Raw genomic sequence first — 21219 nt, 5'->3', positions numbered from 1 at the left:
AATACTATTAAAATACTATCAGGTACAAATGGGATTCATCTGCACAAATTGGTGAGGGTATTTAGTCTGTGTTGTGCAGAGCTTGAGTGAGGGGGTGGTTTACATTCTAAACTCAATAAATATCTTAAATGTTCTAGTTAGAAATGCAGTCTACAGATTAGTATGATGATTTGTTGATGCTAACAAAGTGTAACAAAGAAAAAAGTCCTTACAAATCAACTTTATATATACTGCCTCGAAAAAATAACTCTGTGTCAGATTGGGGTGGGGAGTCTGTTAAACCTAGATAAGCTATGGGTATTTCTCAAGGTATGCAGCACACACAGAATAATTGTTAATTTTTTTCTTTTCAAAAATTTTTTTTGTCAGAAAATTAGATTAGTTTTAGACATCTTTTGACAAGTTGTAATTTGACTACTAATGATACTATCAGAATTATTAAAATCTAAAAGAGAGACTAAAGGTTTACTACTTAGAGAAGTGGCTTATAAGGTAGATGTAGATACTGCTTTAATAAGTAAAATTGAAAAAGGTGACAGGAAACCTACTAGAGAGCAAATTGAAAAATTAGCAGTTGCTTTAGATATAGATTATAATAAGTTACTAACCCTATGGCTTAGTGAAAAAGTATATGAAGATGTACAGGGAGAAAATGTTGCTATTGATGCCATTAAACTAGCTTTAAAAAGAATTAAAACAGAAGTAAAGAAATAATGACTAGTAGAAATAATCCATATCAGCAACTTGCAATAGATACTACTGAAGGTCCTGTTTTAATTATAGCAGGTCCAGGTGCAGGTAAAACTAGAACATTAGTAGAAAGAACAGTTAATCTTATACAAAAAGGGACTAAACCAGAAGAAATTTTGGTAGCAACATTTACTGAAAAAGCTGCTAAAGAATTAGTTACTCGTATTTCTAATAGACTGCTAGAATTAGAGATTAAGGTAAATCTTAATGAAATGTATATTGGTACATTGCATTCAATATTCTTAAGGTTTTTAGAAGAATATAGAGAGTTTACTAGATTAAAAAGAAGTTATAGATTACTAGACCAATTTGACCAGAAGTTTTTCTTGTATCAAAATATGAGGGATTTTGTGGCAATTGAAAATTCAGAAGAAATTTTAGGAGGGCATAATTTATCTAGTTGGTATAAAGCAGATAAATTAATTAACTATATTAATAAAGTTGGAGAGGAAAATTTAGACTTTGAAGAACTAATTAGTGCTGAAGATGCTAATATTTCAGTTATTGGTGAGTTCTATAAACTATACATAGAAAAACTAAATGAAGAAAATGCGTTAGATTTTTCTTCAATCCAAAGTGAAACCTATAGCCTATTAAAAGATAATCAAAATGTATTAGATGAGATACAGTCAAAAATAAAGTACTTTATGATTGATGAGTATCAAGATACTAATACTATTCAAGAGAAAATTATCTTACTTATAGCTTCAAAAAATAATAATATTTGTGTTGTAGGTGATGATGACCAAGGGTTATATAGGTTTAGAGGTGCTACTATTAGAAATATCCTAGAATTTCCAGATAACTTTCAGAAAGGAGCTTGTAAGGAAATTAAAATAACTACAAATTATAGGTCTCATCCAGAGATAATAGATTTTTATAATAATTGGATGGATGAGTTGGATTGGACTAAAGAGGGTAAGACATTTAGGTTTGACAAAACAATTATACCTCGTGAAGATAATTTTATTAAAGCACCTACAGTAATTAAAGTATCTAGTGAAGCATCATTACACCATTATTTTGAAGAAGTATATCAATTTATAATAGAACTTGAAAACAAAGGTGTTTTAAAAGATAGAAATCAAATTGCATTTTTATTTAAGTCTGTAAAAGGTGAAAGGGTTAATGCTCTAGCAGAATATTTAGAAGAAAGAGGAATTAAGGTGTTTAGTCCACGTTCTGCACTATTTTTTGAAAGAGAAGAAATTAGATTATTAATTGGTGCTATAGTTTTCATTTTCCCAGATTTATTTGATGTTTTAGCTTGGAGTGATACTGCTAAACTAGATATCTGGAAATATTATGACTCTTGTAAAAGGCAATTTGGTAATGCAATAAGACAAGACTTAGAAAAACATAAGGCTTTATTGCAATGGTGTCAAGATAAAGCAAAAAGACATCTTACTTTAACTGAAAGCACAAATTATAGTCTAGCTGCTTTGGTATATCAGCTATTAGAATTTTCAATGTTTTCAGATTGCCTTAATGTAGATTTAAAAGCTAACAAAACAGACCTAAGAGCTTCTTATAATATAGCTTTATTCACAAAGCTACTTTGGAAGTTTGAGTACTTGTACAATGTAACTGTAATAACTCCTGAAAATAAGGAGAAAGTTCTTCAAAATCTATTCAATAGATTTTTCAGATTTTTAAATGATGGTGGTTTAGAGGAGTTTGAAGATTTTGATGAATATGCTCCATCAGGTTGTGTATCTTTTATGACTATTCATCAATCTAAAGGTTTAGAGTTTCCTATTGTATTTGTTGGTATGCCTACTAATAGACAAGGTCCAAGAAAACAATATGATGATGTAGATGAGTTGCTACAAGAAGAATATTACCACAAACCACCTTTTGAACCTTTAGAAGAAGTAAAATATTATGATTTTTGGAGGTTGTATTATACTGCATTTTCTAGACCTCAAAATGTATTGGTACTAGGTAATTATGAAACAAGGAATGCTAAAGGAATAGTTAATTCACCTCATAAATTACTACAGGATAGTTATGCAAAAGCACCTCATTGGAGAAATGAAAATGTAGATATTACAAAGTATGATTTGGCAGAAATTAAGCCTACCAATATAAAACACGAATATTCTTTTACTTCTCATATTCTACTTTATGAAAACTGTCCTTTACAATATAAGTTCTATAAGGAATTAGAGTTTACAGAAGTAAGAACTGGAGGTGTTTTAGGTGGACAATTGCTACATCAAACTATAGAAGACATTCATAAAGCTGTACTTAAAGATGAAGTACATACATTAACTAATGAAAATATTGAGGCTTGGTTTAATACTAATTACCATCTACTAACTAAACAGCAAAAATCTTATTTACATTTACCACAGAGAAAAGCACTGCTGAAACAAATTTTAAACTATAGAGACAAGAATAGTAATGATTGGGACAAGATTGTTGAAGCTGAAGTTGATGTTTCACTTGTTAAAGAAGATTATATACTAAAAGGTACAATAGACCTCATTAGAGGAGAAAATAACACAGTAGAACTCATAGACTTTAAATCTGGAAGCAAACCAGATGTAAATGCTACAGATGAACTCACAAGGGGTTTATTAGACAGGTACAGAAGACAACTAGAGGTTTATGCACATTTAGTTGAAGAAAGAACAGGACACAAGGTAAGTAAGATGCATTTGCATTACCCTAAAGAGGAAAATAGTAGTCCTTATATCACATTTAATAAAAATGAACATACTATTAGTAAGACTGTAGAATCTTTTGATGAAATAGTTGAAAAAATAGAAAGTAAAAACTTTGACAACTCTCATATTGTTAAAAATGACAAACAATGTGGTGAATGTGATATGAGGTTTTACTGCAACCCAAAACATAATAGAAATTAAGATTATTAACCATTTGTAATATGGCACAAGATAAATTAGACCTAGATATTCAAAAGAAATTGGATACAGTAGAAGAATACAAGTTTGAACCTATTAAAGGTTACCCAATGTTACATTGGAAAGGTAAAAGACCTTTTACATCTACACAGTACTATCCTGCACAGCAAAAAGAAAATTATGGTGAAGAAGTAAATGGCTGGATGAACAAGATTTTTTGGGGAGATAACCTTCAAGTAATGAGTCACCTCTTAAAAGAATATCGAGGAAAAGTAGATTTAATTTATATAGACCCACCATTTGATTCTAAAGCAGATTATAAAAGAAAAATAGAATTAAAAGGAAAAAAAATAGAGAATAATAGGACTTCATTTGAAGAAAAACAATATACTGATATCTGGACAAATGATAGTTATTTACAATTTATATATGAGCGTGTAATATTATTAAAAGAACTTCTTTCTGATAAAGGTACTATCTATGTTCATGCTGATTATAGAAAAATTCATTATTTACAATTAATAATGGATGAAATATTTGGTGCAAGTAATTTTAGAAATGAAATAATTTGGTGCTATACAGGTGCTTCAAATGTGGGGAGTGATTTTCCTAAAAAACACGATAATATTTTGAGGTATTCCAAAACAGGTAACTATGTGTTCTTTAAAGATTCTATTAGAATACCATATGCTGAAGGTAGTCTAGATAGAGCAAATAGAAATGTAATAGGCACTGGAGGCATGAATTTTGAAAGTATTGAGTTAAATGCAAATGGTAAAGTACCTGAAGATTTTTGGGTAGATATCCAAAGAGCTGCAAGATACCCAGGTGAAAAAACTGGATATCCAACACAAAAATCTAAAAAACTACTTGAAAGAATTTTAAAAGCATCTTCAAAACCTGGTGATATTGTATTTGATTGTTTTATGGGTTCTGGTACTACACAAGCTGTAGCCATGGAACTTGGTAGAAAATTCATAGGTGCAGATATAAATTTAGGAGCCATAGAAACCACAACTAAAAGGCTAAACATTAGCAGAGAGAAAATAACATCTAAAGTACCTGATGTGGATTTTACAAATGAAGATGGAGAAACAGAAAAAATAAAAGATTTCTACACAGGTTTTTCTGTTTATAATGTAAATAACTACGATGTCTTTAGAAACCCTGTACAAGCTAAGGAAATATTAAAACAAGCATTAGAGATACAACCATTGCCAAACAATACAATTTATGATGGTGAAAAAGATGGTAGAATGGTTAAAATTATGCCTGTAAATAGAATAGCTACTCGTGCAGATTTAAACGAACTAATTTCAGGGTTCAACTATAAATCTTTCCAAAAGAAATTTGAGAAACAACCCAATAAACCAGTAGAGAATTTACTATTAGTATGTATGGGACATGAACCAGATTTAGCTGCAACACTTCAAAAAGAAATACACCCATACAAAATTGATGTAGAGGTTGTAGATATACTAAGAGACAAGTCTAACCTAGAGTTTAAAAGAGATTCTGAAGCTGAAATAGTAGTAGAAGATAACAAGCTAGTAATTAAACAATTCTATCCAATGAATTTATTACAGAAGCTCTCTATTATGAAAGAAAATGTTGAAGATTGGAAAGAGCTTGTAGAATCTATAAAAGTTGATTTTAATTATGATGATGCTGTATTTGAGCCTAGTGTAGTTGATATACCTGAAAAAGAAGAAATGGTAATTGGTGAATATGATATACCTGAAAATGCTGGCACTATCAGAGTAAAAATAACAGACCTATTAAGTGAATCATTAGAAATTTCAATAGATAATTAAGCTATGGCTAAAAAAAGAAAACAATCAGAAATTGAGTTTCCTTTTTATACTTATCTAAAGTTATTTCATGATGAGAATAAAAAGAAAATATACAAGGCATATAGCCCATTAACAAGAAAGTTTTTAAACTTCAATAATTCTGAAAATGCAAATTCTTGGTTAAGAAAACCACAATTTGAAGCTTTAGAAATTTATGTGTTCTTAAAAGAATTTTTAGACAACAGATATTTATACGAGATTTTTGAAGATTGGTATAATAAATCCAGCCAATTTGAGGGCAGACAAGATATTGGTGTATCTCAATCAAAAGGTACTCTAGGTACTTTTGAACTTTTTGGACCATCAGAATTTCAAAATGATGATAAAATAGCTTTTGAAGAAATTTTTAAGCAAATAGAAGCATTTAAACAATCTTACCCAAACTATATTTTTGCTTTAGCTATGGGTATAGGTAAAACAGTCTTAATGGCTACTACCATTTTTTATGAGTTCTTACTAGCAAATAAATACCCCAAAAACACCAACTATTGTCATAATGCCTTAGTGTTTGCACCAGATAAAACTGTTTTAATGTCTTTAAAAGAAATTGAAACTTTTGACAAAGCTAAAGTTGTACCTCCAGAATATATTAATTGGTTAGATTCTCATCTAAAATTTCACTTTTTAGATGACACAGGTATTTCATTGAATGCAATAGACAACTCAAAATACAACATCATTATATCTAACACTCAAAAGATTATTCTAAAGCAAAAAAGAAAAGAAGATTCTGCTTCTGAAAAGCTATTTAATGAGAGTGATGTTCTATACAAAGCAAAGTCCCTAAATAAAGATTTTGAGGACTTATATGGTTTTGAGATAAATACAGACCAAGAGTTAATTTCTAACCAAAGGTTTGCTAAACTAATTAGACTAAAACAGCTAGGAATCTATTTAGATGAAGCACACCATGCTTTTGGAAGTACTTTAGAAAAAGATTTTGGTATTAGAAAAACAGCAACAAGTTTAAGAGTAACTATTAATGAATTAGCTGAAGCTCTTTCACAAGCTGGTTCTAAAGTAGTTGGTTGTTATAATTACACAGGTACTCCATATGTTGGTAAAAGGCTATTGCCAGAAGTAGTCTATGCTTATGGATTAAAAGATGCTATAGATAATAAATACCTTAAAAAGGTGAAAATACATGGCTTTGAGAATGTTAGAAGTAATGCTAAAGTATTTGTTAGAACTGCAATCACAGAATTTTGGAATGAACATAAAGATAAGAGGTACGAAGAAATGCTTCCTAAAATGGCATTTTTTGCAGCTTCAATAGATGAACTACAAAATGAATTAAAGCCTCTAGTGGAAGAAGTGCTGTCTGAATTAGAAATACCATTAAATAAAATATTGGTTAATGTAGGTGACCCTAAAATAACTACAAATGATGATTTAAGGGAGTTTAAAAACCTAGACACACCTAATTCTGAAAAGCAGTTTATTCTATTAGTTAATAAAGGAAAAGAGGGGTGGAATTGTAGGTCTTTATTTGGAGTAAGTTTATTAAGGTCTCCAAAATCTAAAGTTTTTGTTTTACAAGCAACAATGCGTTGTCTAAGAGCTATATCAGATGTACAACAAAAAGGTATGGTGTATTTATCTAAAGAAAATGTAGATATACTAGAAAAAGAACTTGAACAAAACTTTAGGCTTACTATAGAAGATTTAACATCTGCTGGAGATGAAAAAGAGTTGGTAGAAGTTAGATTGGTTCCACCACCAGTAAAAATAAAACTCAAAAAGATAAAGACGCTTCATCAGTTAAAAGAAAAAAAGTTAATAAATGGGGTTGATTTGGAATTTGACACTTTCAATTTTGAGAAATACAGAATTAAAAGAACTGAACGTGATATAACAGATATAACTTCTTCTAGAAAATTACAAGATATTGAGCTTACAGAACAAAGAGTATTTTCTGAATTAACAATAGTATCAGAGATAGCAAGGTATTTGTACCATCCTGAAGGAGTTGATAATTTAAGAAAAATAAGCTGTCTAGAGATTAAGAAAGTACTTGAAAATTCAAAACAAGGCTTACCTACTGTATTAGAAAAAGTCAACCTTTACAATGATTTTCTTTATGATTGGGTAATTCCTAAACTCTTTGAATCTTTTTATGACATTGATACTTTTACAAAAGAAGAAGAAGAAGAAATAGAGCTTGTAAAAGAACCAAAAGATGGATATTACACATTAAGAGCTAAACCTGAATTAATTGCTAACATAGAAGATGATTTATACTCTAGTTACAAAAACAAATCTTTTCATTTAGACAACTATTGCTTTGATTCTATACCTGAATCTCAAATGTTTTATAACTTAATTAAAACAGGTGAAATTGAAAAAGTTTGGTTCACAGGAATGTTAACTCATGGACAATCAGATTTTTTAATTAGATATATAGACCCAGAATCTCATACTGTAAGAAGTTACTATCCAGACTTCCTTGTAAAATTAAATTCTGAAAAAGAAGAATACTTAATTATTGAAGTTAAGGGAGATAATAAAATTGATGATTCTATCGTAAAGGCTAAAGCTGAATATGCATCACAAATTGCTGGTGCTAGTGGTATGAAGTATTTAATGATAAAAGGAACTGATGCACAAAAAAAAATAGCTACCCTACAATAATGTAAGGTAGCTTCACTTAACTCAAAAACCAAGAATAGCTAGAATCACCATTCAGGGTATTTTTAAGTCCATTTGTAAATTCAAATGCATTTACATTTCTATCACTAAAAGTGTCAATATAACTGCTCTTATTAGCTGATGTGAATAGATTATATACATTCCATAGATTAATATTTCCATCTTCATTTTTGCAGAACCTTTCATCTTGATAATAATCTTTAGCTATAGTAGAAACTTGCCCATCATTTAAAAGCAATTGTGGAATCTGCATCTTTTCATTCTTTGGTTGATAATTGTATAGTCTAGACCTACCTATTAGCTGTGCAAATTGTTTTTCTGTGAGGCTATAATCAGTTAAAGCTAACATCTCTTTTAAATGCTTTTCTGCATCATAATTGGCAATTAACTCTTGTACTTTTAATGCTAACTCATTCACACTACCTACACGCATTTCTGACTGCATACCATCTGTACTAATACATAAGTTACAACATACCATATTCTGAAAGCCTATAAACACTTGAAACTTCTCTACTGACTTTTTGGAATAGAGGTTCTCCTTGTTGTATGCGCGCACTCCACCAATAGTTAAGGCTAATTCATTTCCATTAATAGTTTCAGTAATACTAGGTACACGAATTATGAATGCCATTCTTTCATAATAGATAGTCTTTTCGTGGTCTAACAAATCTTTAGCAGACTTATGTATTGCACTAGGTGTTCTACCTTTAATTTGATGACTTATGCGCACTTCTGGAACATCTATATTATGATGAGAAAATGCTTTACTTACAGAATCCTGAACTACTTCAATAAACTCTTGATGTGCAATAGTTTTCTCATTGTCCTTTGAAAAGACTGGTATTATACAATCCTTTTGTAAATGAGAGAGGCTAACACTTTTTGTATTAGCCTCTATAAATGGGTTCTGTTTGTACTTCTTTGTAACTAGTGTTATTGTGCTAACCTCTTTTTGAATAACAGGTGTAACAGGAACTAATGAAAGACTAGGCTTGTGTATGACTTGTGTGTCCATTTTGACTAAAGTTTTTAGGGTTTAACAATTGAGCTTTAGATTGGATAGTTTCCTTTTGTAATCTAAAGTCATCTTCCAAATCTTTAATGTTATAATGTTGCTTGTAGAGTAATCTTAATTGCTCCAAATCCTTACAGTTTTTGATTTGAGCTTTCACATCATCTATAGTTAAGCCATTATTACACCAATCTAATATCTTCTTACCTGTAGCAGAATTTATTTTAAATTCAGGTTTAGATGAAAATAGGTTTGTTCTATCCTTGCTAGCAGTAGCAAAGTGTTTGGAATCTATATCAAACACTAATGTAAATTCATAGTCTACACCATCTCTTTGTACAGCTTTTAAGCCTACCTTTTCAGGTACATACTTACCATCCTTTTGATTTAACACATAGTCTTGTTTAGTACGCATAGTTGCTATTATATGAGCATCTGCTTGAAGTATTTTATCTACAAAAGCTTTTTGACGTGGAGTTATTTTGCTCCAATTTGCAAAGGAATTTCCAGGTAGTTTACTGTGAAAATCAATAAGTTCATCCCAGCACTGGCTAATACCATCAATAATAATAACTCTCATTTCAGCCTTAAGGCATACCTCAATAGCTTCAATGTATTTCTCTGGTGTAAAAGGAGGAGCTAATGATAGTACATTATATTGCCCTAAATGAGCATATAAATCTGCACTTCCATTTTCTGTATCAATAATAGCAACTTTTGAAAAGTCTCCATTAGTTAATCCTTTTGCTAGAAGTAAACTAGAATATGTTTTACCACTTCCTGCACTTCCTTGTAATGCCATTTTAATCTTGGCACGTTTCCTTTCTGATTGTCTTAAGTTCATCATTTAAATTTTTAAAGATTAATATTTATATAAATGTGTATTCATTTTAAACTGAAAAAGCATCTTACTGTAGTAGTAAAATGCTTTTTTTTGATGTAATTTTAAGAAATGGCTATTAGCTTTAAATTAACCTGTAATCCCTTGATTTACTTGATAATGTCAGATTTTTTTAGTAATTTTGCATGTATAAATACAAACAAAATCACTACTTAAAAGTAGTCCTCGTCCAGAGTTCCTGCGTTGCCAAAATAACTAGAATTTTGAAGGGGAAGGAGTATTATTAAAGAGGAGGGGAAACTTTTGTGAGATAATAGTAAACTTGTCACATTTTGACTTTTACCCTATATAGTAAAATATCATTTTGGGACATCTACCTTTTTATCAATCTACCATCAATAACATCATAAGTATTACTTTCCCAAAATGCATCTGAAAAGTTGTAATCTGCATGACTAACTAGGTCAATTGTATTACTTGGATTAGGTAATGGGATAATTTGTATGATTCTTTTTATTCTAGGTCTAGGTCTTCCTGTGGGTAACCTATCATCTTCCACTTCAAGAAAATCTTCCATCATTTTAGTGTAGACAGACTTTACTTTTTGACTGAATGTAAAAGTAGTTTTAAACCTCTGTTTAAACTCAAAAATATTTCTAGAAATGAAGTAGTCCCTGTTGATTAAGTAATCAATCATTTCATTAAATCTAGCTTGTTCTTGTTCAGTTATAAAGTCTTCATTTGGCTTGTTTAAAATATAATCAAACTGCCTAGAGTCACCTGTAAAGCTTTGAATAGAGTCAATTAATTTTCTTCTAAAATAACCTAAATTTTTAAAGGCTTTTATACGCCTAGTTAGTTCTTCATCTTCTGAAATTGTTTCTAAATCAATATTTTCTGCTTTAGCTACACAACTCAAGAAATAGTTACTTCTCGTATATTTATAATCAATCAAATCTTCATTATTTAAGAAATGACTATTGAAGGATGGGTGTAATTTTCTATGCATGAAGCCTAATAGCTGAATTTCAAAATCTCTACACTTATCTTCTTTAATGATAATACGTGTATTATCAGGTTTTAAAATAAATAATCTATAGTTGTTAAATAGGTCATTCTTTAACTCTAAGTATCTATACATGTCTGAACCATAGTTATAAACTAAGTACTTGTCTTCATTTAAATAATGATTTTCAAAAAAGAAATCTAATGTTATTTGAAACTCTCCACTTCTAAAACCTAAAGGATACTTCCCTGTATATCCTTTAAAATTACAATTTAAAAATTGATTTGTAATAGCTGAATAAGTAATGAATGAAGATAAATCTCTTCCAAAAAACTTATATGTTGATGCTAAATATTTTTCTCCTTTTAATAGTAAATAGCTTTTAAAGTCTGGCATCTTAAGGCTTAATCTATTTTCTCTATCTAGACTGTTTACCTCTTGTATTTGCAGATTAATATTGTCAATTAATGTATTTTCATAAAAATCTCTTACAAGTTCCCTTTGAGTATTATATGGAATATATTCAACTTTTGTTTTAACCTTTTTTTGACTACAAATTAAGTCATAGAACTGTATGAATTTTTCTTTTTTTATTCCATCAAATGGTAGGCTATCATAATTGAACTTCTCTGGTGGTGGCAAAATTAAATGTATTTCTCCACCTTTTTTTCTTTGTCTAGCTAGTGACTGTATTACAGAATTAATACCATCCATAAATATATTACTAGCTGAACTAAAAGGTAGTTTAGAACTTTCTGGTGGTAAAATAATTATAAAGGCATGATTTCTTTTAGTGATACTGATACCTGTTTTAAAATTAGTTCCAACATTACACTTTGTGTTATCAAACCTATTCGTATTTTCTTCTTCCTCTTCAACCTCTAATCTGCCAATTCTGTTGTTTTGAATAAGTTTTGTAGTACATAACTTAATATCTTCAGCTTCATATTTAGAGTACAATACTTCCCCAACACCTATATCCTTATCATTGACTATAGATTCTGCTAATTTTCTTGAGTAGCATAATATATCAATTTCTTTATCCCTAGAAATTATATCACTAACTACTGAAACAATGTTCTCATTTACTGTATTGTAGTAATTTGCTGGATTAAAATGAAGAAATAAGTCACTTTGATTTTCTGGTATTACCTTTCTTTCTGATTCAATAATTTTAATCTTATTATCAGTAAGTTCAGCTAAATACTCTATTACCACTTTTGAAGCTTCATTATACGTTGCACTTAGTATAATATTTTTATGAAGTACACTTTTCCACTTCCATAAGTTAAAAATGTATTCTTGCTTGAAATTATGTATTGCATCATGGATTTCATCCATAATTAACACAACCTTCTTATTTTGAGCTTTACAGTAGTTAGATAACCTATTTAAGTAAGTCCTCTTTACTTCAGAATTTATAAAAGCATTTTCCCCTGGATTTCCTAGTATACCATTGACTGTTATTATATGAACCTTTTTGTCTAAATAAGTAATACTTGGTTGTTCTCCTATGTATTCATATCTATATATGTCATCTTGAGCAATCCCTATATTAACTATTTCTTTAAAGTACTGCTCAACTAAACTAACAAATGGTGATGCTACTATAATTACATAATCTTCATTAGTATCATTATAAAACTCGTTTAATATTCTAATAATTGCAGTTGTTTTACCTTGACCTACACCTGCATTTATAACTACAGTATTCTTTTCTGACCTATCTACACACTCTAACAACTGTTTACTTATATATCCCTTATCATTAGGAGTTATTATTATTTTCTGCCCATTATTTGCTATAGTATAATTTGGAAAATCTGATGGATTGATTTCTTTAAATTCAATAGGAAAATCTTGGAAGTGATTATTTGGTGTATTCATTAAGGCTTGGTTTTAATTTGAGTAAGTCTTTTATCTACTGCAATAAATAATTCTTTAAAAAACAATTCTGCCCAAGAAATTAAATTATTCAAATAAATAACATCATAAATAATGATTTCATCATTTTTTAATTTAATACCATCAACCCCTGTAAATTTTCTTGAATCTATTATGTGTGAATGATTATGAGCTAAAGAATTTCTTACTATACTTTGTTTATGAATATTCCTAAATTCCTTTTTAAACACTTTTCCATCTACTTTACAAGAATCAACAATATATCTTTTCAATGATGATAATATATCCATCTTTGCTCTTTTGTACTTTAATTTAAACTCTGTTTCCATCATTTTAACTAAAATCATTAGTTTACCTTCTATATAAGAAAAGAATGAGAGACATATAGCATTTCTTTGAGTTGTTTTTAATTCATTAAATGTTCTATCTGCATCTTCAAAAAAATGTTGTTCATAGGAATCTCTGTATTCTAATGGGACAGTTGGTAAAACCTCATTTCTTTTACTAATAAATTCATCTAGTTTTACTCTAAAAGTTTCTTCTTGATTATTAATCAAATTTGATAATGCTGAAAACCCAATTGAAACTTCATATTCAAACCACCATAAATTTCCCCATTCATAGTGATGTATATCATTAAGATTAAAAGTGAATTTTGACATATTAAACATTTAAATTTTTCAATATAAAATTTATTTTTTAAAAAAAGAGGTGCAAATCATTTTACACCTCTAAGTTTATTTTCTAATTTTTGAATATGCTCACTTACTTTCTTCTGTACTACTTTAGCGTAGTGCCTTTGAGTAATATCTAATTTTGAATGACCTAACAACTCTGAAACTATTTCCATAGGTACGTCATTATAAAGTAAAACTGTAGTAGCAAAAGTCTTTCTTGCTATGTGGTGTGTCAGCCTTTTATCAATATCAACAATTGCTGCAATTTCCTTTAAGTAAGAATTGAATTTCTGATTTGATATAACTGGTAATAATTTATTTTCAGATATATCTTTATACCTAGTCAAAATTGCTTTAGCAGTTGGAAGTAATGGTACAGACACTTTTGCATTAGTCTTCTTTCTATACATATGAATCCATTCATTACCATCAAAGCCTTTAATTATATGCTTATCTGATAGTACTGACATTTCTGCATAAGCTAATCCTGTATAACAACAGAATACAAACATATCCCTTACTTGGCTTAATCTTGTTTGAGCAAAGCTATATTCTTCAAGTCTAGTTAGTTCTTTAGTATCAAGATAAACTACTTTGCGCTCATATCTTTTGGGTTTATACATAAGAAATGGGTCCTTTTGTAAATATCCTTCTGCTATAGCTAGTTTGATAATCTTTCGTACTCTTTGAATACTTTTATTAATGGTAATTTGCTTATGCCCCTTTTCAGACTTCAAATAAAAATCAAAATCTTCAATAAACTTCGTACTTAATGATTCTAGCAACAAATCACTACGCTTGTATTTACTTCGAATAAAATCTTGAGTGTGTGATTTAGCTTCAATAAACTTATTCATTGTAGATTGTGTGTACTCAATCCCAACTAACTTATTCATTTTACTATTATGCATAGTAAATACCTCAAGAAGTGTCTTTTTTGACTTGATATTTTCACCCTTAAATTGAAGTACTATATCTTCAACATCAAATGCACTCTTATTAACTTGAAGAAATAAAAAAGCCTGATTAATTTGTTGCTTAATCAGGCTTAACTGTGTATTTATAAACTCATTTTCCTTATTAGGAGGTTTTACCAATTGTAGTTTACTATTCCAGTTCTTTGGACTAATAAAGATTCCTGTAGAAAATGGTTTTCTTTTTTTATTAAAAGTTAGCCTACAAATAATTGGTGCTAACCCCTTTTTGTTAATTCTGCTTTTAGAAATGACAAAAAGTATTTTGACTGTATTTGTCATAACTCTCTAATTTTAAATTGTTCAGTAATATTAATGATAAGAAATTGTTGCAACCCAGATAATAAAATATGCAACCCTTTTTGTTAGCCTATATTTTGATAAATAAGCCATGATGAAGTAATCGAGAAGTTCTCCAAATATGTTGTAGTGCTTAGTTTTATATACTTAAAAAGCCAGTTCTTTTTTGAACTGGCTTCCTTTTAGTAGCGGGAACTGGACTCGAACCAGTGACCTTCGGGTTATGAGCCCGACGAGCTACCTACTGCTCTATCCCGCGATATTGGACTGCAAATATACAACGATTTTTTATTCTGGCAACAAAAAGATAAACTTTTTTATTGCTCTATGTTTCGCGCTTGGAATCCTATGATTTCACCATCTTCACTAACTACCTCTAATTCAATTGGGTTGCAGCAAACCTCACAGTCTTCTATGTACTTTTGTGTTCGTACAGAAGTATCAATTAACATAGAAATTTCTTCCCAACAATAGGGACATTGAAAGAAATGTTCGTTCATTTTACAAAAATACAACTTTATGATTGTGATTCCAACGTGTCCATTTCTTCTTGCAACGTTTCCCAATCTTCCATCAAGGTTTCTAACTGCTGTTTCTTCCCTTGATACATGTCAAAGAAATTTGGTTGCGCAATGGTTGCTTCATAATTCACCGCCAATTCTATGTCAATGTCTTTGATTTCTTTTTCTAAGTCAGCAATGGTACGTTCCACCTTGTTGAGTTTGTTATTGAGCGATTTTAGCTTTTTCTGCGATTCGTAAGACTGTTTGGTGTCTTCCGACTTCACAATTTCTTGCTTGACAACCGTACGCTTTTCTACTTCACGTAAATCGGCTACTTTTCGTTCTTCCAAGTAATAGTTGATGTCTCCAAGATATTCTTTGATTCGCTGATCTTTGAATTCGTAAACTTTATTTGTTAAATCTTGTAAAAAGTCACGGTCATGCGAAACTAATATGAGCGTTCCTTCAAAGTTTTGCAATGCTTTTTTGAGTACGTTTTTCGATTTGATATCCAAGTGATTTGTCGGTTCATCCATCACCAAAACATTGAACGGTTGCAAGAGCATTTTACACAACGCCAAACGATTTCGTTCTCCACCAGAGAGTACTTTTACTTTTTTGTCTACTTCTTCGCCTCGAAATAAGAAAGCTCCGAGCATGTCGCGTACTTTCGGACGTGTTTTTTCATCAGCAGCTTCAATCATAGTATCTTCTACCGTAAGGTTTCCATCTAAATATTCTGCCTGATTTTGCGCAAAATATCCTATTTGAACGTTGTGACCGAGCTCCAATTTTCCGTCATGCGGAATTTCATTTACAATAATTTTAGCTAAGGTAGATTTCCCTTGTCCGTTTTGACCAACAAATGCAATTTTACTGCTTCGTTCTACAAATAAATCTACATTAGAAAGTACTTGTTTTTCGCCATAGTTCTTAGAGATTTGTTCGCCTTTAATCACTACTTTTCCGGGTTGAATTGACACTGGAAACTGAATCGCCATCACAGCATTGTCATCTTCATCGACTTCAATACGATCTATACGTTCCAACTTTTTTATGAGCGATTGCGCCATGGTAGCTTTAGAAGCTTTTGCACGAAATTTTTCGATGAGTTTTTCCGTATGCTGAATGTGTTTTTCTTGATTTTTCTGCGTTGCTAATTGCTGTTCTCGAATTTCCTGACGCTGAATTAGGTATTTTGAATACGGTTTGTTGTAATCGTAGATTCTTCCCAAGGAGATTTCAATGGTACGATTTGTTACGTTATCTAAAAACATTTTATCGTGCGAAACAATGATGACAACGCCTGCAAACGTTTTTAAGAACTGTTCTAACCAAATGATAGATTCTATATCTAAATGGTTTGTCGGTTCATCTAAGAGCAAGATGTCGTTTTTTTGAAGCAATAGTTTTGCCAATTCAATTCGCATACGCCAACCACCTGAGAATGTATCCGTTTTTTTGTCGAAATCTTCTCGTTTAAAACCCAATCCTTGCAAGACTCTTTCGGTATCACCTTTGTAATTGTATCCACCTAATATTTCGTAACGCGTGGTAAGTTCGCTTAAATCAACTATGAGCTGATTGTACGATTCGCTATCATAATCGGTACGTTCAGAGAGTTGATGATTAATATGATCGATTTTGAGTTCAATTTCACGAATTTTTTCAAAAGCTTCGTAGCTTTCTTCTAAAACCGTGCGTCCTTGCGTAAATTCAATATCTTGTTTTAGGAAACCAATTTCGATGTCTTTATCAGTAGCAATAGCTCCTTCATCAGGTTCGTTTTCTTTGGCAAGAATTTTTAGCAAGGTAGATTTTCCTGCACCATTTTTTCCAATCAGTCCTACGCGATCACCAGCATTGAGTCGAAATGCAATGTCTTTGAAAAGATACGTTCCGCCAAAAGCGACAGCAATGTTATGAATATTTATCATGTGTGTGACAAAAGTTACAGTTTTTATGAAATAGTTGCCGTACTTTTGTATTTTCAGTAAGACAGCGTATTTATAATATATTTTACAAATGTTAAAAAAAGGATCGAAATTATATAGTATTTTAACGGGAACTTGTCCTAAATGTCATAATGAACGTATGTACGTAGAGAAAAACCCTTATAAATTGAATGCTACGTTGAAAATGCACGAAACTTGTTCACATTGCGGAACACGCTACAAGATTGAACCTTCATTTTTTTATGGCGCCATGTACGTAAGTTATGGTGTCGGAATTGCGTTTGCTGTTGCCGCTTTTATTATTTCGAGATATTTTATTGGAACTGAGTTACTCACTTCCTTTTTTGCAATTATGGGAACGTTGATTTTCTTTATGCCAATTATTATGCGCTTATCGCGGAATATTTGGATCAATCTTTTTATGTCGTATGATGCAAGTTTGGATAAGAAGAAAAAGTAATTATGTTACTAAGGTTTTAATACATTTTCAAAACGTTTGATATTGATGTCTTCTGGCAATTCTGCCTTATTTTCTAAGTGATTGTAGAGTTGCTTGGCTACTGTTGGTCCAATCATAACTCCGCGCGTCCCTAAACCGTTTAAAACTGCCATACACGTGTTTATAGGGTGTGTTCCAACTAATGGCCTTCGATCTTTTACGGTTGGTCGTATTCCTGCAACTTGATCTATGATTTCGTATTCACAATTGATTAGTTTGGAAAGTTTTTCTACAAGTTCTGCTTTGGCTTCTTCAGTAACGTTATGCGTTTTGTCCTTCCAATTATAGGTTGCGCCAACGGTGTAGATATCATTTCCTTGCGGAATGAGGAATACTGAAGATTTTAGTACGTAGTTGATTTTTAAGTTAGGCGCTTTTATGAATAGCAATTCGCCTTTTGTTCCGTTGAGTGGCAAGTATGAAAAGTACGGATTTTGTTTGATACCGAAACCTTCGCAGAAAACGATTTTTTTTGCTTGAATGTTTTGATATTGAACCGAATCATTTTCAATTAGTAAGTCTTGGTATTGGAAACGTTCTTTCCGTAATTGATTGTTTTTTTCTAAATAGTTTCTATAACTCTCAAGCAGTGTTGCTGTAAGTATTCGTCCAGTTTTGTTTACTTTTCCTAAGGCAAAAGGTGCAATTATAGCTTCGTTCGTATTTTCGATTAGGTTTGCATCTAGGTATTTTGTGAGTTTGGGTTTGTCAGATGCTTCAAACCACATGTTTTGTTCTTCTATAGCAGCAAATCTTCGTGCAACAGGCAGTTTTTCGTCAATTTTTTTACCAAGCTTTTTTTCTAATGCTTTATAAAAAGGCAATGCCACAGCGAGTTGTTCATCTGCATTCCAAACTGCTGTAAAACGTTTTAGAATAACAGGATTATACAATCCGCCAGCGACCGTTGAGGAATGTTGAGAATTGTCTTCAAAAACTACAAATTCTTTTCCAGCAGCTTCGAGTTCTTCACAAAAGGCAATTCCGGCTAAGCCTAATCCTACAACTATATAATCTATCATACATGCAAAAGTAACGGTAATTTTTCCGAAGACCAATCTATGACCCGTCCTAAAAAACCGTTACAGTTATTTAGGATTAAAAATAGTTAAAACACAGATAAGACAGCTGTCTTATCTGTGTTTTTTCTTTTATAGGTTTTTATGTTGACTTTATTTTGTTTGTGCATCTGTTCTGGAGTTAGCATTTGACATGATAAATGCGGTCTTTTGGTATTATAAACTTTAATACTCTGTTGTACTATTTTCTTCATTAGTTTGATGTCTATTTTAGAGGTGCCCATCAAAAACTCTTGTTTCAAGATTCCGTTGATTCGCTCTGCTACTGCATTTTGATATGGATCATAGGATTCTGTCATACTACATTTAATATGACTCTTAGTTAATATTCTTTGATATTGATTACTACAATATTGTAAACCTCTATCAGAATGATGTATTAGCCTTTCCTTGGGATATTTTCTGTTTTTAACAGCTTGCTTTAATGCTTTTATAGAACTATCTACTGCTAAGGTATTGGATAGATAATACCCAACGATCATCTTAGAATATGCATCTGTAATAAGCGATAAATACATGGGATTAGCTCGATTACCTACATAGGTAATATCTGCTACCCAAACTTGTTCTGGTCTGTTTACATCTAAATTCTCTATTACATTGTTATGTTTTCTAAACCGATGATGAGAGTTAGTAGTGATATGATAGCTCCGCTTGGGTTTAATCAACATATGATTTGCCTTTAAAATAGCAAATAAACGATCTCTGCCGACACCTAAACTACGTAAAGACTCTTGTAGAATATGATATAACTTCCTTGTGCCAATACGTGGTTGCTCTATTCTAACAGATTGAACCAGCTCTATCACATCACTAGCAATACACTGTCGTTTCTCTTTTGAACGTATCGCTCGGTAATATACTTGCCTGCTTACCCCAAGTAACTCACAAGTAGATGAGATACTTTCTCTGTAATGTATTCTAAACATATCGATTACTTGGGTTTGGAGTTTTTTCTGATAGGAATATTAAACTCTTTTTCTGCTAAATCAATCATCATATCAAACAAAATAGCTTTCTTGTCAGCACGCTCCGCCAGATGTTCTGCACGAGCCTTCTGCTTTTCTAACAGTTTGATTTTTTCTTCTAATTCTAAAATCTTTTGTTCTGGAGTCTTTGTCATAGAAAGTGGAGTTTGATTATGCCAATCAAAGTTACCATATTTTTTTAACCAAGTTCTGATGGTAGATCCAGATTGTATACCATACTTTGATAAGACTTGTGAGCGTGTCAGTTTACCCTGTTCAATCTCTTGAACTACTTGGAGTTTAAAAGATAATGAATAATCTTTTTGAGTACGTTTTACATAATTTGTTTTCATTACGCTTAAAATTTAGTGTAACGCTATTTCAGGACGAGACACTAAATACAAAAAAGCCGTTTCAAATGTTGTTGAAACGGCTTTTAAATATTGTTATGTTATGAATGTGTTAGTAATTCCACATGTCTTGTTCTCGTCCTCTGATCTTTTCTTTGATTCGTTCAGATTCTAATAACTGCATAAGTGAATTTTCTTTGACATATTCTTTGACACGTCGATCACCTTGCACATTTTCTTCTTTGTAAATTAATCCATTAAAGCGTCGTGCGTTTAATAAATGGTCAAACGACAGTGGTACAGCGGCATTTCGATCGTTAAAGGCTTTTGATTCGTGCAAAATTTCTCTAACATCTGGATAGAATACCCAAAATAACTCGATTAAGTCTTGCTGACCATCTTGATCTATAAATTGTACGTCTGGCGCTACTGGAGCAATTGCTAACAATCTATATTTGAGTTCTCCTTGACGCTTGTCAAAGTACCAAACACCTTTTACGTGATATTCTTCAATATCAGCAGATGTTAAATCTCTAACCTCAATGTATTCATCAGAAAGCTTTTCACCTCTGTTTAATTGATCGAAACCAGCATCTAAGGTATCTACTTTACGCAAACTTGTTTTAATATCTTCATACGTACGAACTTCTGTAAAGTTTCCGTCTGCATATACTTTTGCAATGTTTTTGTTTTTTACATTTTTCAAAAGCACATCATACAAAGAACGTCTGTCTGCACGCATTCCGATAGTATCTATTGGATAATACAGTGGAAAGTTCACTCTTTCATCAAGATCAATGATTTCCCATGTGGTAGCTGACCAAAGAATGTCTCTGTCATCTACATATCCATAAGGTAATGGACCATCGTTATCAGCATCTTTTTGCGCTTGCGTTTTTACACCTATTTCACCAGGATCTTTAGCATTCAATAAATTTGCTTGCCCAAATACTGTTCCTGAAATCAGGAGTGCAAATGCTGCTGTAAATAAACCTTTCCAATTCATAACAAATGTTTGTTTTTAA

The 21219-nt window shown here is 31.2% G+C and carries 16 protein-coding genes and 1 tRNA gene; 5 read left to right on the top strand and 12 right to left on the bottom strand.

Annotation, left to right across the window (positions count from 1 at the left end; all coding sequences use genetic code 11):
• Positions 1–420 precede the first annotated feature (420 nt).
• The 4 genes from KAOT1_RS19115 to KAOT1_RS19100 are packed head-to-tail and all read left to right on the top strand — an operon-like array spanning position 421 to position 8104.
• Complete coding sequence (locus tag KAOT1_RS19115) at positions 421–714, top strand: helix-turn-helix domain-containing protein (protein ID WP_007096545.1); 294 nt, start codon at positions 421–423, stop codon at positions 712–714.
• Positions 714–3623, top strand: coding sequence for an ATP-dependent helicase (locus KAOT1_RS19110; protein WP_007096544.1), 2910 nt, complete (start codon positions 714–716; stop codon positions 3621–3623). The genes KAOT1_RS19115 and KAOT1_RS19110 overlap by 1 nt, the downstream gene beginning before the upstream one ends.
• Positions 3624–3643: 20 nt before the next feature.
• Positions 3644–5434 (top strand): site-specific DNA-methyltransferase, encoded by a 1791-nt coding sequence (locus KAOT1_RS19105; RefSeq protein ID WP_007096543.1) that lies wholly within the window; start codon positions 3644–3646, stop codon positions 5432–5434.
• 3 nt (positions 5435–5437) lie between these two features.
• Positions 5438–8104, top strand: coding sequence for a TnsA endonuclease N-terminal domain-containing protein (locus tag KAOT1_RS19100; RefSeq protein ID WP_007096542.1), 2667 nt, complete (start codon positions 5438–5440; stop codon positions 8102–8104).
• Between the two features lie 16 nt (positions 8105–8120).
• Here the strand turns inward: KAOT1_RS19100 and KAOT1_RS19095 are convergent, their stop codons facing one another.
• From KAOT1_RS19095 to KAOT1_RS19060, 8 genes are all read right to left on the bottom strand, one after another.
• Positions 8121–9140 (bottom strand): DUF3871 family protein, encoded by a 1020-nt coding sequence (locus tag KAOT1_RS19095; RefSeq protein WP_007096541.1) that lies wholly within the window; start codon positions 9138–9140, stop codon positions 8121–8123.
• Positions 9112–9981, bottom strand: a complete 870-nt coding sequence (locus KAOT1_RS19090; RefSeq protein WP_007096540.1) for an AAA family ATPase — start codon at positions 9979–9981, stop codon at positions 9112–9114. The genes KAOT1_RS19095 and KAOT1_RS19090 overlap by 29 nt, the downstream gene beginning before the upstream one ends.
• Positions 9982–10351: 370 nt before the next feature.
• Positions 10352–12871, bottom strand: coding sequence for a DEAD/DEAH box helicase family protein (locus tag KAOT1_RS19085; protein WP_007096539.1), 2520 nt, complete (start codon positions 12869–12871; stop codon positions 10352–10354).
• On the bottom strand, positions 12871–13551 hold the full coding sequence (locus tag KAOT1_RS19080) for a hypothetical protein (protein ID WP_157560199.1): 681 nt from the start codon (positions 13549–13551) through the stop codon (positions 12871–12873). The genes KAOT1_RS19085 and KAOT1_RS19080 overlap by 1 nt, the downstream gene beginning before the upstream one ends.
• A 56-nt stretch (positions 13552–13607) precedes the next feature.
• Positions 13608–14822: a site-specific integrase gene (locus KAOT1_RS19075; protein ID WP_007096537.1), complete on the bottom strand. Its 1215-nt coding sequence runs from the start codon at positions 14820–14822 to the stop codon at positions 13608–13610.
• Between the two features lie 204 nt (positions 14823–15026).
• A tRNA-Met gene (locus tag KAOT1_RS19070) sits at positions 15027–15099 on the bottom strand.
• Positions 15100–15157: 58 nt separating this feature from the next.
• The gene (locus KAOT1_RS19065; protein ID WP_007096536.1) at positions 15158–15340 is read right to left on the bottom strand and encodes a CPXCG motif-containing cysteine-rich protein; all 183 of its coding nucleotides are present in this window, start codon (positions 15338–15340) and stop codon (positions 15158–15160) included.
• Positions 15341–15357: 17 nt separating this feature from the next.
• The gene (locus tag KAOT1_RS19060; protein WP_007096535.1) at positions 15358–17280 is read right to left on the bottom strand and encodes an ABC-F family ATP-binding cassette domain-containing protein; all 1923 of its coding nucleotides are present in this window, start codon (positions 17278–17280) and stop codon (positions 15358–15360) included.
• A gap of 88 nt (positions 17281–17368) precedes the next feature.
• Here KAOT1_RS19060 and KAOT1_RS19055 point away from each other — a divergent pair, with 88 nt between their 5' ends.
• A complete protein-coding gene (locus tag KAOT1_RS19055; RefSeq protein WP_007096534.1) occupies positions 17369–17758 on the top strand; it encodes a DUF983 domain-containing protein in 390 nt (129 codons plus the stop codon).
• An 8-nt stretch (positions 17759–17766) separates the two neighbouring features.
• Here the strand turns inward: KAOT1_RS19055 and KAOT1_RS19050 are convergent, their stop codons facing one another.
• The 4 genes from KAOT1_RS19050 to porN form a co-directional block, all read right to left on the bottom strand.
• Entirely contained in the window at positions 17767–18819 is a 1053-nt protein-coding gene (locus KAOT1_RS19050; RefSeq protein WP_007096533.1) for an NAD(P)/FAD-dependent oxidoreductase, read from the bottom strand.
• 86 nt (positions 18820–18905) lie between these two features.
• Positions 18906–19805 (bottom strand): IS3 family transposase, encoded by a 900-nt coding sequence (locus KAOT1_RS19045; RefSeq protein WP_007092993.1) that lies wholly within the window; start codon positions 19803–19805, stop codon positions 18906–18908.
• Positions 19806–19810: 5 nt separating this feature from the next.
• Positions 19811–20197 (bottom strand): helix-turn-helix domain-containing protein, encoded by a 387-nt coding sequence (locus KAOT1_RS23460; RefSeq protein ID WP_007092873.1) that lies wholly within the window; start codon positions 20195–20197, stop codon positions 19811–19813.
• 109 nt (positions 20198–20306) lie between these two features.
• The gene (porN, locus tag KAOT1_RS19035; RefSeq protein ID WP_007096532.1) at positions 20307–21200 is read right to left on the bottom strand and encodes a type IX secretion system ring subunit PorN/GldN; all 894 of its coding nucleotides are present in this window, start codon (positions 21198–21200) and stop codon (positions 20307–20309) included.
• Positions 21201–21219: the final 19 nt, after the last annotated feature.

Source organism: Kordia algicida OT-1, from assembly GCF_000154725.1.
Lineage (GTDB): Bacteria > Bacteroidota > Bacteroidia > Flavobacteriales > Flavobacteriaceae > Kordia > Kordia algicida.
The sequence above is the reverse complement of the archived record's forward strand: the minus strand, read 5'-3'. Positions and strand labels throughout refer to the sequence as shown.